The organism is Flavobacterium xizangense (assembly GCF_054075145.1).
This window is the reverse complement of sequence record NZ_JBSIPG010000001.1, coordinates 614,958-628,998: the sequence shown is the minus strand read 5'-3', so window position 1 is coordinate 628,998 and position 14,041 is coordinate 614,958. Positions and strand designations below refer to the sequence as shown.

At 32.1% G+C, this 14,041-nt stretch carries 16 protein-coding genes; 8 read left to right on the top strand and 8 right to left on the bottom strand.

The window, feature by feature from the left end; all coding sequences use genetic code 11:
• Positions 1-65: 65 nt before the first annotated feature.
• Together ACWA1B_RS02625 and ACWA1B_RS02620 are read left to right on the top strand one after the other, a co-directional pair.
• The gene (locus ACWA1B_RS02625) at positions 66-1,118 is read left to right on the top strand and encodes a 2Fe-2S iron-sulfur cluster-binding protein (protein ID WP_456904347.1); all 1,053 of its coding nucleotides are present in this window, start codon (positions 66-68) and stop codon (positions 1,116-1,118) included.
• 289 nt (positions 1,119-1,407) lie between these two features.
• Positions 1,408-1,803, top strand: coding sequence for a hypothetical protein (locus ACWA1B_RS02620; RefSeq protein WP_456904346.1), 396 nt, complete (start codon positions 1,408-1,410; stop codon positions 1,801-1,803).
• Positions 1,804-1,889: 86 nt separating this feature from the next.
• Here the strand turns inward: ACWA1B_RS02620 and ACWA1B_RS02615 are convergent, their stop codons facing one another.
• Positions 1,890-2,897: a glycosyltransferase family 9 protein gene (locus ACWA1B_RS02615; RefSeq protein WP_456904345.1), complete on the bottom strand. Its 1,008-nt coding sequence runs from the start codon at positions 2,895-2,897 to the stop codon at positions 1,890-1,892.
• Positions 2,898-2,937: 40 nt separating this feature from the next.
• Positions 2,938-3,543, bottom strand: coding sequence for a DUF4254 domain-containing protein (locus ACWA1B_RS02610; RefSeq protein ID WP_456904344.1), 606 nt, complete (start codon positions 3,541-3,543; stop codon positions 2,938-2,940).
• A gap of 111 nt (positions 3,544-3,654) precedes the next feature.
• On the opposite strand from ACWA1B_RS02610, the gene upp reads away from it, so the two are divergent.
• The gene (upp, locus tag ACWA1B_RS02605) at positions 3,655-4,329 is read left to right on the top strand and encodes a uracil phosphoribosyltransferase (protein ID WP_456904343.1); all 675 of its coding nucleotides are present in this window, start codon (positions 3,655-3,657) and stop codon (positions 4,327-4,329) included.
• On the opposite strand, the gene ACWA1B_RS02600 is transcribed toward upp, so the two are convergent.
• Positions 4,303-5,232, bottom strand: coding sequence for a DUF6427 family protein (locus ACWA1B_RS02600; RefSeq protein ID WP_456904342.1), 930 nt, complete (start codon positions 5,230-5,232; stop codon positions 4,303-4,305). The two genes, upp and ACWA1B_RS02600, sit on opposite strands and share 27 nt — an antisense overlap.
• A gap of 142 nt (positions 5,233-5,374) precedes the next feature.
• Here ACWA1B_RS02600 and ACWA1B_RS02595 point away from each other — a divergent pair, with 142 nt between their 5' ends.
• Positions 5,375-5,605: a DUF6341 family protein gene (locus tag ACWA1B_RS02595; RefSeq protein ID WP_031453858.1), complete on the top strand. Its 231-nt coding sequence runs from the start codon at positions 5,375-5,377 to the stop codon at positions 5,603-5,605.
• A gap of 43 nt (positions 5,606-5,648) precedes the next feature.
• Here the strand turns inward: ACWA1B_RS02595 and purD are convergent, their stop codons facing one another.
• On the bottom strand, positions 5,649-6,923 hold the full coding sequence (gene purD / locus ACWA1B_RS02590; RefSeq protein ID WP_456904341.1) for a phosphoribosylamine--glycine ligase: 1,275 nt from the start codon (positions 6,921-6,923) through the stop codon (positions 5,649-5,651).
• 135 nt (positions 6,924-7,058) lie between these two features.
• Here purD and ACWA1B_RS02585 point away from each other — a divergent pair, with 135 nt between their 5' ends.
• The 3 genes from ACWA1B_RS02585 to ACWA1B_RS02575 are packed head-to-tail and all read left to right on the top strand — an operon-like array spanning position 7,059 to position 8,649.
• The gene (locus ACWA1B_RS02585; protein WP_456904340.1) at positions 7,059-8,369 is read left to right on the top strand and encodes a phenylacetate--CoA ligase family protein; all 1,311 of its coding nucleotides are present in this window, start codon (positions 7,059-7,061) and stop codon (positions 8,367-8,369) included.
• 42 nt (positions 8,370-8,411) lie between these two features.
• A complete protein-coding gene (locus ACWA1B_RS02580; protein ID WP_456904339.1) occupies positions 8,412-8,576 on the top strand; it encodes an ORF6N domain-containing protein in 165 nt (54 codons plus the stop codon).
• Positions 8,577-8,580: 4 nt separating this feature from the next.
• Positions 8,581-8,649 (top strand): ORF6N domain-containing protein, encoded by a 69-nt coding sequence (locus ACWA1B_RS02575; protein ID WP_456904854.1) that lies wholly within the window; start codon positions 8,581-8,583, stop codon positions 8,647-8,649.
• On the opposite strand, the gene ACWA1B_RS02570 is transcribed toward ACWA1B_RS02575, so the two are convergent.
• Positions 8,646-9,413 carry a glycosyltransferase family 2 protein gene (locus tag ACWA1B_RS02570; protein WP_456904338.1) on the bottom strand — a complete coding sequence of 256 codons (768 nt, stop codon included), beginning with the start codon at positions 9,411-9,413 and terminating at the stop codon, positions 8,646-8,648. The genes ACWA1B_RS02575 and ACWA1B_RS02570 overlap by 4 nt on opposite strands.
• A gap of 71 nt (positions 9,414-9,484) precedes the next feature.
• Complete coding sequence (locus ACWA1B_RS02565; protein WP_456904337.1) at positions 9,485-10,468, bottom strand: UDP-glucuronic acid decarboxylase family protein; 984 nt, start codon at positions 10,466-10,468, stop codon at positions 9,485-9,487.
• 184 nt (positions 10,469-10,652) lie between these two features.
• Between ACWA1B_RS02565 and ACWA1B_RS02560 the strand changes: the two genes are divergently transcribed.
• Positions 10,653-11,729 (top strand): glycosyltransferase, encoded by a 1,077-nt coding sequence (locus ACWA1B_RS02560; RefSeq protein WP_456904336.1) that lies wholly within the window; start codon positions 10,653-10,655, stop codon positions 11,727-11,729.
• Here the strand turns inward: ACWA1B_RS02560 and ACWA1B_RS02555 are convergent.
• Together ACWA1B_RS02555 and ACWA1B_RS02550 are read right to left on the bottom strand one after the other, a co-directional pair.
• Positions 11,698-12,834 carry an O-antigen ligase family protein gene (locus ACWA1B_RS02555; RefSeq protein ID WP_456904335.1) on the bottom strand — a complete coding sequence of 379 codons (1,137 nt, stop codon included), beginning with the start codon at positions 12,832-12,834 and terminating at the stop codon, positions 11,698-11,700. The genes ACWA1B_RS02560 and ACWA1B_RS02555 overlap by 32 nt on opposite strands.
• Positions 12,835-12,973: 139 nt before the next feature.
• The gene (locus tag ACWA1B_RS02550) at positions 12,974-14,038 is read right to left on the bottom strand and encodes a hypothetical protein (protein ID WP_456904334.1); all 1,065 of its coding nucleotides are present in this window, start codon (positions 14,036-14,038) and stop codon (positions 12,974-12,976) included.
• Between the last annotated feature and the right edge of the window lie 3 nt (positions 14,039-14,041).

The following is a 14,041-nucleotide window of genomic DNA, read 5'->3' as shown; positions in this document are numbered from 1 at the left end:
TAAAAAAATTATTTTAGTAAGTGTCAATTACTTAGTGTTTGCTACTTTTGCAAAAAAAATAAATCATGCCTTCATTCTTAAAACTTATAATTAAAGAGGTAAAACGTGAAACTGCAGAAGCTGTTTCGGTACTTTTTAATGTTCCTGAAGAACTAAAATCAGACTATAAATTTATAGCCGGACAATACATAAATTTAAAATTAACACTTGATAATCAAGAAATAAGACGTGCTTATTCTATTTGCTCTGCGCCAGAAAGCGGCGAATTGCGAATTGCAGTTAAAGCAGTAAAAAATGGTCTTTTCTCTCAGTTTGCCAACACAAAGCTTAAAGCTGGCGATGTTCTTGAAGTAGGACATCCTGAAGGTAAATTTACTTTTGAACCAGAAGCTGACAGACAAAAAAATTACGCGGCGTTTGCTGCAGGAAGCGGAATTACTCCAGTTCTTTCTATCATAAAATCAGTTTTAAAAAGCGAACCAAAAAGTTCATTTGTATTGGTTTACGGAAACAAAACTCCTGAAGCAACTATTTTTCATCAAGAACTGCATGATTTACAATTGCAATATGTAGGGCGTTTTTTCGTACATTATGTATTTAGTCAGGCTAAAGCCGAAAATGCTTTATTTGGAAGAATTGACAAATCTGCTGTAAATTTTGTATTGAACAACAAACACAAAGAACTTCAGTTTGACAAGTTTTTCTTATGCGGACCGGAAGAAATGATTAATACTGTTTCAGATATTTTAAAAGAAAAGAATGTAAAAGATTCGGCAATTAAGTTTGAACTTTTTACATCTTCTTCTGAAGAGCATGCAATTCAGGGTTCTCAGGAAGGTCATACTAAAATTACAGTTTTAGTTGACGATGAAGAAGTTACTTTCGAAATGTCTAAAAAACAAACCATTCTTGACGCTGCTTTAAAACAAGGTGTTGACGCTCCTTATTCTTGCCAGGGTGGTATTTGCAGCAGCTGTTTAGGACGTGTGACTGCTGGTACTGCTGAAATGACAAAAAATTCAATTTTAACAGATGGTGAAATCGCAGAAGGTTTAATTTTAACTTGCCAGGCGCACCCAACATCAGATACTATTTATATTGATTACGACGACGTATAAATATTTAAAATTCCAATAAAAAAAATCCAAATTCCAATTTACTACAGGAATTTGGATTTTTTTTTGCCGTTCTTTCTTTTATCAGAATTTAAAATAGCGATTCCTATTTAAAAACGATTTTAAACAATACATAAAAAACACCATGCTTATTTAAATATTTTTAAGAAAATGTCCTGAAAATTTACTATATTAGTAGTGCGCTTGAACCTAATAAACCCTTCTTTACCTTAAAGATAGATTTTCTAAGGCTATATCTAATTGTCAACACGTTTTTAAAAAATTCTATATCATGGAAATGCATCACTACCTCCGTTTGACTTTTGTACTACTTTTTGTAATAACATCATTTATTGTAGTTTACTTTGTAATTAAAAAAAGAAGAAATAGAAAAGCTCCAAAACTTCTTTCAAAAGAAAAATATCCTTCAATGCTTGAGGAAATGAAAGAAATATCAGTCGAAAATGATAACTTTTTTAATATTTGGCCGTATGTAAGTGAACTAAAAGCTGCCAAGATTTTATCGAATAAAATTAAAGAATCAGAATTAATTCATAAAGTTTATAGAAATTCGACTAACAATTTGGAACACGTTTTACTTGTTACTGAGCAAGAAAACCGTTTTGTTGAAATTGTAGTTGACAGAAAGAAAAAGAAAGCAATGGGTTATCTTTTTCTGAATTTATAAGACATCCATAACCTTTATCAAAATAAAAAAATCCAAATTCCAATTATAAAGTTGGAATTTGGATTTTCTATTTATTGGAACTTCTACTATAACTGAGACTGAATAGCATTAAATATTTTCTTTGGAGAAATCGTTCGCATCGCATCTTCATAACCTTCAACAATTTTATTTCCATAAACAGATGTTGGTAGTTTTGGATATTTATTTCTATCTGATGTTAAAGCGTTTTCCAAACTCTGATTAAATGGCAAAAATCCAGCATATGGATGTGTTGCACCCCAAAGTGTAATTACTTTTACGCCCAACATTGCAGCAATATGTGCATTTCCAGAATCCATTGAAAGCATGACATCAAGATTGCTGATTAACTTTAATTCCTGCTGAAATTTAATTTTCCCGGCAACATTTATTACATTTTTAAAAGGCTCAGAAAGCGAATCTAAAATTTCGATTTCTTTTTTACCGCCTCCAAATAGCAAAATGGTTTGGTCTTTATTTTCTGCCAATTTTGCAATTACTTCTTTCATTAAATCTAAAGGATAAACCTTAGAATCATATTGTGCAAAAGGCGCAATCCCAATTAATTTTTGATAATTCTCTCCAACTAAATCAGTAATTTCTGCACTTAAAATGGCTTTTTTAGGAAACTCTGGATTTGATAAATCTACAGGAAAACCTAATTCTTCAAACACTTTTGCATGTCTTTCAAACATACTTGGCAATTGTTTGAAAACCTTATTTTCGGCGCGCGTTAATTCTTTCTTTCCTTCTCGGCCTTTATCAACAGTTGCTCTTTTTTTTCCGCTTAAAGCGAAAAGCAAACTCACAACTTTAGATCTTAAAACATTATGAAGATCTGCAAAAGCATCAATTTGCAATTTTTTCAAATCTCCAAATAATCTCAAAAGCCCAGGAAAACCTTTATGTCTTTCTTTTTCATCAAAAGCAAAAAATTCAAGATTGGTGATTCCTTCAAAAAAAGGTTTAAAAAAAGGACGGGAAATAACTGTCAGTTTTACGTCTGGATATTGTTTTACAAAAGCACGTAAAACAGGAACCGTCATGGCGACATCTCCCATTGCGGATAGTCTCATGACGGCTATGTGTTTAATTTTGGTAGACAAGTCGGCCAAATTATTTTTTATTTTGATATAAAACAGGATTCAAATCATCGTCGTTGTACATTTTCATTTGTTTGTACACTTTCATGAATTTATCGCCATTTTCGATATCGGTCAATAATTCTTCAATTGCTGTAGATAAATCTGTTCTTTGTTCTAAAAGAATGTTTAATTTTTCCTGACATTTATCTCTATGTTCTTGTGAAGCCTCTGCACGATTAGCTTCTTCATGCATATGATAAATTTTTAAAGCCAAAATAGACAATCTGTCAAAGGCCCAAGCAGGACTTTCAGAATTGATTTTAGCACCGTCTTTAGCTTTTACAGAACTGTATTTTTGCAAAAAGTAGCTGTCGATATATTCAACCATATCCGTTCTTTCTTGATTTGAAGCGTCGATTCTTCTTTTCAAAGTCAATGCTGCAACTGGGTCAATTTGCGGGTCACGAATGATATCCTCAAAATGCCATTGAACAGTATCAATCCAATTTTTTAAATATAATAAATGCTCAAATTTATCCTTTGGATAAGGATTGTTAATGGGCTGATCAACATTATCAAATTGGTGATAATCTTTGATACTTTGTTCGAAAACAGAATATGCTAATTTTGAAAACATGTCTTTAATTATTAGAGACACAAAGATACTTTTTATACTTTTATAGTGTGAAAAAAACTATTATTTTTTCATTTTTGCCTTAGAAACAATCAATAATTTTAAAAATTACATATGAAAATTCATTATATATCTGAAAATAACAGCGTACTGAATCATTTTTTAGGCCAAATCAGAAATGTAAATGTTCAGAACGACAGCATGCGTTTTCGAAGAAATATTGAGCGAATTGGCGAAATTATGGCGTATGAACTGAGCAAAACTTTACCATACAAAAACGTTGATATTCAAACACCGTTAGGCACTAAAAAAACAACCGAAATTGCATCTGATATTGTTTTATGTCCGATTTTAAGAGCTGGATTACCCCTCCATAATGGCTTTTTAAATTATTTTGATCATGCCGAAAACAGCTTCGTTTCGGCCTGCAGGTTTCATCCAAATAATGATGATGAATTTGAAATTTTAGTTGAATATCAAGCGATTTCAAACCTCAACAATAAAACTGTTTTATTACTTGATCCAATGCTCGCAACAGGACAATCAATCGTTGCAGTTCATGAAAAACTAATGCAAAATGCCACTCCTGCCGAGTTTCATATTGTAGTCGTTATCGCTGCTCCGGAAGGTGTTGCACACTTAGAAAAAAATCTTCCTGACAATTGCCATTTATGGGTTGCTGCTCTTGATGAGAAACTAAATGAGAAAAACTACATTGTTCCCGGACTTGGGGATGCTGGAGATCTTGCTTATGGAAGCAAATTACAACTGAGAGAAAAAGGTAAATAAACTACAGCAAATAAGCACATAAAATACAATTTCGTTGTTTAATTTTTGCTGCATATATTCTACATGGCTCGATGCCATAAGGGTTAAAGGCGTAATGCTAAACAACAATAAATCATTGCTTTTGTTAGGTGAAAGAATAAAAACAAAAGCGGCTATAAAAAAACAGGCGACAATTTTTTTATACGAAGTATGTACAATCTGAGGTCTGTTTGATAAAGTCATCAACATTGAAACCACAAAAAATAAAGCTACCGCAACATAAATTGACAATGCTCCATTTTCGTAATTGTTTTTAAAATAGTCGATACTTAAATCGATTACAGCTCTTTTTTCAACAAATGCAACGGCATCAAAATGGAATAAAAGTGATACCATTAAAAAGATTATTGAAACTGCTAAAAATGCCACAAAAGGCAAAACCCAGTTTCTATAATCGCGAGAGACGTGAAAAATAATGGATATAAAAACTAAAATCAGGAAAAGAATACACCAAAATTGAAATAAGGATGCTATTAAAATCCAAAAAGAAGCATCAAATATTTTTTCTTTAGAAGCTTTTAAAGACTGCAACGAAATTAATCTTCGAAGTGCCAGAAGCAGAAAAAAATTGGCATAAATAACATTCGAATCGTTAAATATCGTCGGAAAAAATAAGATAAACAACAAGTAGAAAAAAATCGCGTATCCGTTGTCTTTGCTGAGTCCGTTCTTTTTTGCAATAAAATTAATCAGGAAAAAAGAAGCTAAAACAAAGCACAGCAAACTTACTTTTTGGAATCCCAAAAAATAATTAGTAATCCAAGACGGATCCTGAATTTGAAACAGAAAAAAGAAAACCAGTATTAAAATTACGACCAAAGAATAATTTAATGGTGTAGATTTTTTAAAAACACTTGTTATCATAAGGATATTTTATACTTTTGTGATTGTAAAGATAATACTTGTTTAAAATGAAAAACCGAACAAGTTGAAAAAAGATTTGATTAATTAAATTTTATCTTCAAAGCATTACACAACAATAAATAACATATAATTTTAAAAAATTATGACAGCTTTTTTTGAAGGAATACAATACTTATTCGTTAACATTTTGTTTGCTCCTCTTGACTTTTTACGTCGATTGGAATTAATTACATGGTTTGGTGCAAACACTATTAACTGGATTTTCATGATCATCTGTTCATGTGCAATCGTTTATTGGATTAAACAATTACGCATTTTTGATGACGCTGGTACAGAAAACCAAGATACGACAGCTCATTCATTTTTAAAATAATAAACCAAACCCTTTAATTAAAAAGGGCTGGTGAATTTATTTTTTAAATTAAATCGAAGCCGATATCTTTCCTAAAATACATCTTATCAAAGCTTAGTTTATCTATGTTTTGGTAAGATTTTTTTATGGCCTCCTGGAAATTGTCTCCATAAGAAGTCACAGCAATTACACGTCCTCCATTAGTAACGACATTTTCGCCATCTAATTTTGTTCCTGCATGAAAAACTATCGAATCAGTAACATTTTCTAATCCAGAAATTACTTTTCCTTTTTCGAAATCCTCAGGATATCCTCCAGAAACAACCATTACAGTTGTTGCGCTTCTTGGATCAACTTCTAAATTAAAGTCTCCCAATTTTTGATCTGCGACAGATAAAAACAATTCAACTAAATCTGATTTCAATCTTGGAACCACAACTTCAGTTTCAGGATCTCCCATTCTCACATTGTATTCAATAACAATTGGTTCGTTTTTCACATTGATTAAACCGATGAACACAAATCCTTTATATTCGATTCCATCTTTTTGGAAACCTTCAATTGTTGGCTTTACAATACGAGTTTCGATTTTTTCCATCAAAACAGCATCTACGTAAGGAACTGGAGAAACCGCTCCCATTCCGCCTGTGTTTAAACCTGTATCGCCTTCACCAATACGTTTATAATCTTTTGCAGTTGGAAGAATTTTATAGTTTTTTCCGTCAGTCAAAACGAAACAGCTTAATTCGATTCCGTCCAAAAATTCCTCGATAACAACTTTTGCACTTGCTGTTCCGAATTTTGCATGAACCAGCATGTTTCTTAATTCCGTTTTTGCTTCTTCAAGATCCTGAATAATCAAAACACCTTTCCCTGCTGCTAAACCGTCTGCTTTTAAAACGTATGGTGGCTGTAAAGTTTCTAAAAACTCACATCCTTTTTCAACTGTTTCAACTGTGAAACTATCATAAGCTGCTGTTGGAATGTTATGTTTCATCAAGAATTCTTTTGCAAATTCCTTACTTCCTTCTAATTGTGCTCCCAATTTTGATGGCCCAATAACTGGAATATGTTTTAAACTTTCGTCGTTTTTAAAATAATCGTAAATACCTTTTACCAACGGATCTTCAGGTCCTACGACTACTAAGCTTATATTTTCTTTAAGTACTAAAGCTTTTACGGCTTCAAAATCTGTCGCAGATATTGCTACATTTTCTGCAATTGCAGCAGTTCCTGCATTTCCAGGTACTACAAAAAGTTTTTCGCAAAGCGGACTCTGAGTCATTTTCCACGCAAATGCATGCTCTCTTCCGCCTGATCCCAATAATAAAATTGTCATGGTGTTGTTGTATTTAGTTGTGGTGCAAAAATACTTGCTTTTGCACGTAAAAAATAATTAAATCTTCAAAAAATTGTTGGTTCTGCTCGGTTAGTAATTCGTAAACGCTATTTTTGACGAAAATTATTCTGAAAAATGATTCGCCTTTTTGATCTTTCGCTCAAATTAAATGGTTTTCCTATAAAGAAAGCCAAAGCCGAATTGGGCAAAATTGTTCATTTTTCCGAAGAAGAATATGTGGTTTTTCTTGAAAACAAAAAAGCAGAAATTGTTGATTTTCATATTAACAACAACTCTTTTTACAAAGAATTGGCCGGAAATGCAACTGCTGAAAATTGGGAAAATCTTCCAATTTTAAACAAGCAAAATCTTCAAAAACCTCTCGAAGAAAGGCTTTCAAAAAGTTATTCTAAAAAAGACGTTTACCTCAACAAGACCTCTGGATCAAGTGGAACTCCTTTTGTTTTTGCTAAAGATAAATATTCGCATGCCTTAACCTGGGCATCAAATAGTATGCGTTTTGGCTGGTTTGGGATTAATTTTAATCATTCCTATCAGGCACGTTTTTACGGAATTCCGATGGATTTTATTGGATACCAAAAAGAACGTTTCAAAGATTTTTTAACGCATCGTTTTCGATTTCCTGTTTTTGATTTATCTGATGAAATTCTTGAAAAATTTCTGAAGAAATTCAAAACGAAAAAATTCGATTACATCAACGGATATACGAGTTCGATTGTTTTGTTTGCTAAATTTTTAGAACAGAAAAATATCATTTTAAAAGAAATTTGTCCAACTCTAAAAGCTTGTTTTGTTACTTCGGAAATGCTTTTTGAAACAGATAAAAAACTACTTGAAAAACAATTCGGCATTCCGATTATTAGTGAATACGGCGCATCTGAATTAGATTTAATTGCTTTCGAAAATCCGCAAGGAGAATGGCAGGTAAATTCGGAGACGCTTTTTGTCGAGATTTTAGATGAAAATAATAAAGTCCTTCCTTACGGAAAAGAAGGTAAAATTGTGATTACTTCGCTTTTCAATAAAGCAAATCCATTTATCAGATATGAAATTGGCGACATTGGAATTCTGGATGAAAAAAGCACTCCGCAAAAACCAATTCTTAAAAAATTAATTGGAAGAACCAACGACGTTGCAATTCTCCCAAGCGGAAAAAAATCGCCAGGTTTGACGTTCTATTATGTAACCAAAAGCATCATTGAAGACGATGGAAACGTAAAAGAATTTATCATCAAACAAATCAAATTGGATACTTTTGAAATTGAATATGTCGCTGAAAAAGAATTAGTTTCAGAACAAATTCAAAAAATAAAAGAAGCGATCGATTTGTATTTAGAACCCAATTTAAACTTCAGTTTTACAAGAAAAACTGTTTTAGAAAGAACCAATCGTGGGAAACTAAAACAGTTCAAATCTTATTTATAAATATAAATAAAATCTTACATTTGTTTTCTCAATTAAAAACTTATGGAAGATCAATCTTTACTTTCTGAAGAAACAATTTCTAATAAAATATTCTTTATCCGTGGTCAAAAGGTGATGCTTGACTATGATTTAGCTTCTCTTTATGAAGTTGAAACTAAAAGATTAAATGAGCAGGTAAAAAAGAAATTTATCGCGTTTTCCGATTGATTTCATGTTTCAACTTACTGAAAATGAATATAATTCTTTAAGGTCGCAATTTGCGACCTTAAAAAAACATTAAACATTCTTAATATACTTTGGTTTAATTATCAATTGAGTAAACAAAAACCTAATCATCAATAAAACAGAATAAACAAGATTATATCCGTGGAATTCCTTGTAAACACCAAAGTTGTGTTTAATCAATTTGAATTTTGAAGAAGAAACAGAATCTTTTCTAATTCTGTAAAACGCTAAAGGTTCTGGAACTGGTTTGGCTATTTTAATTTGTTTTAAAATCGTTAACCAAATTCTCCAATCCTGACGTTTTTGCGACGTTTCCAGAATGATTTTTCCAAAATAATCTGCATCATAAATTGCTGTCAAATTACCTACATAGTTGCAGAAAAATAATTCGTTATAAGTCAACGGATTTGGTGATTCAACTCTTCTGTTTAAATCATTTCCTTCTTCATCAATTGAATCATAAAAACTAAACGTAAAGTACTGGTTATTCGTTTTTAAAAACTCAATTTGTTTTTCTAATTTCTCCGGAAACCATAAATCATCGGCGTCTAAATAGGCAATATATTTTCCTGTTGCTTTTTCTAAAGCGTTGTTTCGGGCAAAACCATTTCCGCGATTTTCTAGTGATTTAAAGAGTTTTATTCGACTGTCTTTTTGAGCAAATTCTTCAATAATTGCAACCGTCTTATCCGTTGATGCATCATCTGCCAAAATCATTTCCCAGTTTTTATAGGTTTGATTTTGAACTGATTCAATGGTTAATCGAATGAACTTTTCAGTATTATATGTTGGTACAATAATAGAAACTAATTCGCTCATTGATCCTGGTTGTTTTTGGAGTTTAATTAAAAAACAGCCCGAATTCAATTAAATTCGAGCTGTGTGAAGTATTATTTTATATAGCTTGAAAAGTCTTTATGTTCTTCTTTTGAAAGTTCTTCTGCAGACAATGATTTAAAATAATCGTAAGTAATTTTCATTCCTTCTGCACGGCTAACTTTTGCTTCCCAACCCAGTAATTCTTTTGCTTTTGTAGTATCTGGCTGACGCTGTAAAGGGTCGTTTATTGGCAATGGATGATAAACCACTTTCTGGTTTGTTCCTGTCAATTTTATAATTTCTTCTGCAAAATCTTTGATCGTGATTTCGTCCGGATTTCCAATGTTTACCGGATAAACATAATCTGAATGCAATAATCTGAAAATACCTTCAACCTGATCATCAACGTAACAGAAAGAGCGTGTCTGCATTCCGTCTCCAAAAATCGTTAAATCTTCTCCGCGCAAAGCTTGTCCAATAAAAGCCGGAATTACGCGACCGTCGTTCAATCGCATTCTTGGACCGTAAGTATTAAAAATACGCACGATTCTGGTTTCTACACCATGAAAAGTATGATACGCCATCGTAATTGATTCCTGAAAACGTTTTGCTTCATCATAAACGCCACGTGGACCAATTGTATTGACGTTTCCATAATATTCTTCTGTTTGAGGATGAACCAGCGGATCTCCATAAACTTCAGAAGTCGATGCAATCAAAATTCTGGCTTTTTTAACTCTCGCTAAGCCTAATAAGTTGTGTGTTCCCAAAGATCCAACTTTTAACGTCTGAATCGGGATTTTTAAATAATCTATCGGGCTTGCGGGTGAAGCAAAATGCAATATATAATCTAACTCTCCCGGAATGTGAACAAACTTTGTAATATCATGATGATAAAATTCGAAGTTTTCCAGCTTGAATAAATGCTCAATATTTTTAAGATCTCCAGTAATCAGGTTATCCATTCCAATAACAAAATAACCTTCTCTAATGAATCGATCACACAAATGCGATCCTAAAAATCCTGCTGCTCCGGTAATAAGTATTCTTTTCATAGTTGATTTAATTGAACATTTTCAGATTTCATTTGGCAACAAAATCCTAAATAGACGCACAAATGTACTAAAATATCTCTCCTTTCAAATTACACTTGAATCTATATCTTAAAAAGAAGTTTTGTGATTTCAGATAATTATTAAACTCATTTATCTATTTTTACCCGCAAATAAAACCACTATTTTGAAAGTTGTACATGTAATTGAGGCGCTGGGCGGCGGCGTTTATACCTATTTTAGAGATTTATCGACTTTCTTTGGAGATGATGAAATTAACCAAAAAATAGAAACCACTATTATTTATAGCGGTAATCGAAAAGAAATTGATGCTCAAAAAATCAAGTCTGAATTCTCAGATGGCGTTAAACTGATCCAAGTTAATATGGTTCGGGAGCTTTCTCCATTTCAGGATTTAAAATCAGCTTACAACTTAACTAAAGAACTAAAAAAAATCAATCCGGATATCATCCATCTTCATTCGTCAAAAGCGGGTGTTTTAGGACGCGTTGCGTATTTTTTCTTATTTAAAAAAAAGAAACTCTATTATACGCCTCACGGATATTCGTTTTTAAGAACCGATATTTCAAGTACTTTCCGAACGATTTATTGGACAATTGAAAAGAATTTTCAGCGTTTCTTTGGCGGAACAATTGTAGCTTGCGGTGATACAGAACAAAAAATCGCTCAAAAATTAGGTCCCGCAAAATTAGTCCGAAATGGAATTGACATCGCTAGTGTACAGGAACATTACAAACCGCATCAAAACGAGAAATTAACAATTGGAATTATGGCCCGAATTACAGCAGCCAGAAATCCTGAAATGTTCAATCAAATTGCTTTAAAATTCCCTGATTTTAATTTTGTGTGGATTGGCGACGGCGAATTAAGGCATTTAATTACAGCTCCAAACATCAGAATTACAGGCTGGATTCTAGATCGAAAAACGGTTTTAAAAGAATTGAACAATATAGATATTTATATGCAGACTTCTCTTTGGGAAGGATTGCCAATTGCTGTTCTTGAGGCTATGGCATTGCAAAAGCCGGTTATAGCCACTAATATAATTGGCAATAAAGATGCTATTCTGCACAACAAAACCGGATTTCTTTTTACTGATATTTCAGAATTGGATGGCTTCTTTGAAACTTTAAAAAATCCTGAAACCAGAGCAGAATTTGGCGAAAATGCTTTGGCAAGATGTCACGATTTATTCAACAAAAATCAAAATTTTAAACAGCTACTGGCGCTTTATCAAGAGTAAATTTCTGCTGAAGCCAATAACTCGCAAAAATTGATGCCCAAAGTCCGCTGAAGGCAATTCCGTCAAAGCGGAGCAAAAAATCATCGGTTAGATTTGAAGTGAAAAAAATCAGAAAAAACGAAAGTATAATCGCATTTTTCAAATCATATCCCAAATAACCAATCGTAAAAATATAAAGCATCACAACAAGCGGTCCGAGAATTCCAAATTTCAATAAAAAATCCAAAAACTGGTTGTGCGTCGGAAATTCATATTTGGCTAAAAATTGCTGATTCGTTGTTTTATAATATTTATTTAATTCAGGTTTTCCATCTGAAGATCCAACTCCAAAAGGAAGGTTTTTTACAGACAATTCCCAAGCCGATTTCCAGATAGAAATCCTTGTTACCAATGAATTAAAAACCTTTATTTCGGGATGCTCTATTTCATCTAATTTTCCCACTTTATCCATATAGGCAAACGTTACCGATGAATATTTTTCTCTCATATAAGGATTCTTCTGAACGAACAAAAACAGAATTCCGCCCAACAAAATAAAAACTGTAACTCCAGTTAAAGCAATCTTTTTCAAATTGAATTTTGATCGGATTTCATAAAAGAAAACAATCAGAAATCCTATTAAAACATTTATCAACGCCATTCTAGTATTTACTAAAAGCACGAAGAAAAAAGAAGATAAAAAAACGAATAGAGTACTGATTTTAAATATCATTTTCTCCTGATTTTTAAAACTTTCAAAAACAAAATACAACGCACAAACCGACACAAAAGCCAAATGCATATTCAAAGCCGGCGCATGAATTCCGATACTGTTTGCAAATTGATAACCCATTTCCCATAAATCAATTCGGTTAAGATATTTCTCCACCAAATCTGGAAACAGAATCACAAAACGGATTAAGAAAAAAAACATAATTACGATTGTTCCAATAACATAAGTCCGAACTATTTTAAGAAAATTGACGCGCTGGTAATTTCCAATAATAAACAAAGGAAAAATCAATAACGATGTTCTTTTTTCAATCGCCTTTAATCCTTGGGCAAAAGAGTCATTGTTCCAAAAAAGTAATAATTCCAATAAAATTGGCGAAGCAATACAGGCCATTAAAATGAGCTGTTTTTTAGAGTATTTCAGTTTTTTGAAAAACACCAAATTAAACGCCGCAAACAAAATAATCAGCAATGAACACGGTTTTCTGAAAATCATCGCAATGGCCATTACACACAAAAAAATGTGAACTATTTTATTGAAGTTCTTTTCGGAAATGTTCATAATATAATGCAAAATAGATTAAAGGAAAAATCCCAATTTTATGTCGGACAGCCGAACCTAAATCAGGTTCAAAAACACCTTGGAGAATAAAAAAAGAAAACAAAATGAACATAATCAAAAGCTCATAACGGTATTTTTTTCTTTCTTTTAAACATCTGGAAAAACGGACTAATAAAATGTAAAATACCAAAAGTTGCCAAATTACAAAAACAATAATTTGAGGTGAAAGAATATGTTTTAAACCGTTTACGGGAAGATTTACTGTAAAAAAACCGTAAAAAATTCCGATAGCTTCTCCATACCAGGTATCTGTTTTTACAGGTGATGTAATCATCGAATTGGCATCTGCGGAAACCATTCGAGTACTGTTCACCACTTCCCTGCTGATTTCAGAAAAATACTTTCCTTTTAAAATTCCATAACTCAAAGACAGAAAAACAGCAATCAACAATCCATAAAAAATGGTACTTATGGTTTTATTTTTAAAATTAATGAAACTCACCAAATACATTCCGCCGCCAACAACGGGAATTAAAGCAAAATAAGGTCGGTATAAAGCTCCAAAAACAATTAAGAGCACTAATGCTATAAAAATGGTTTTTGGAAACGAAAAACGCTCATTTTGACATAACAAAACAATTACCGCAATAAACAAATAGGTAATAAATTCTTTTGATGGCATCGATATGAAAATCGCTATCATAAATAAGCCGAGATAAACTAAAATATTCTTGATATTCAGTTTTTCAAAATTATTGGGAATTCCAATTTTGTATAAAACATAAATGAGTATTGGATATTGAATTAATGCAATTATTGGAAAAGGAAGATGCCTGAAACCTATTATTTTATAGAATAAAATAGTAAGCGGATAGCTCCCAAAATACCCTATTTCATTGTATTTATCATAAATTAAAATGGCAGAATCATAGAAAAATTTGGGTGGCAAAACAAAATAAGCCAGAAATGCCACAACTAAATTAGCTGAAGCAATCAGCAAAAATGCCGCTGTACTTTTTTTGATCAATAATTGCATATT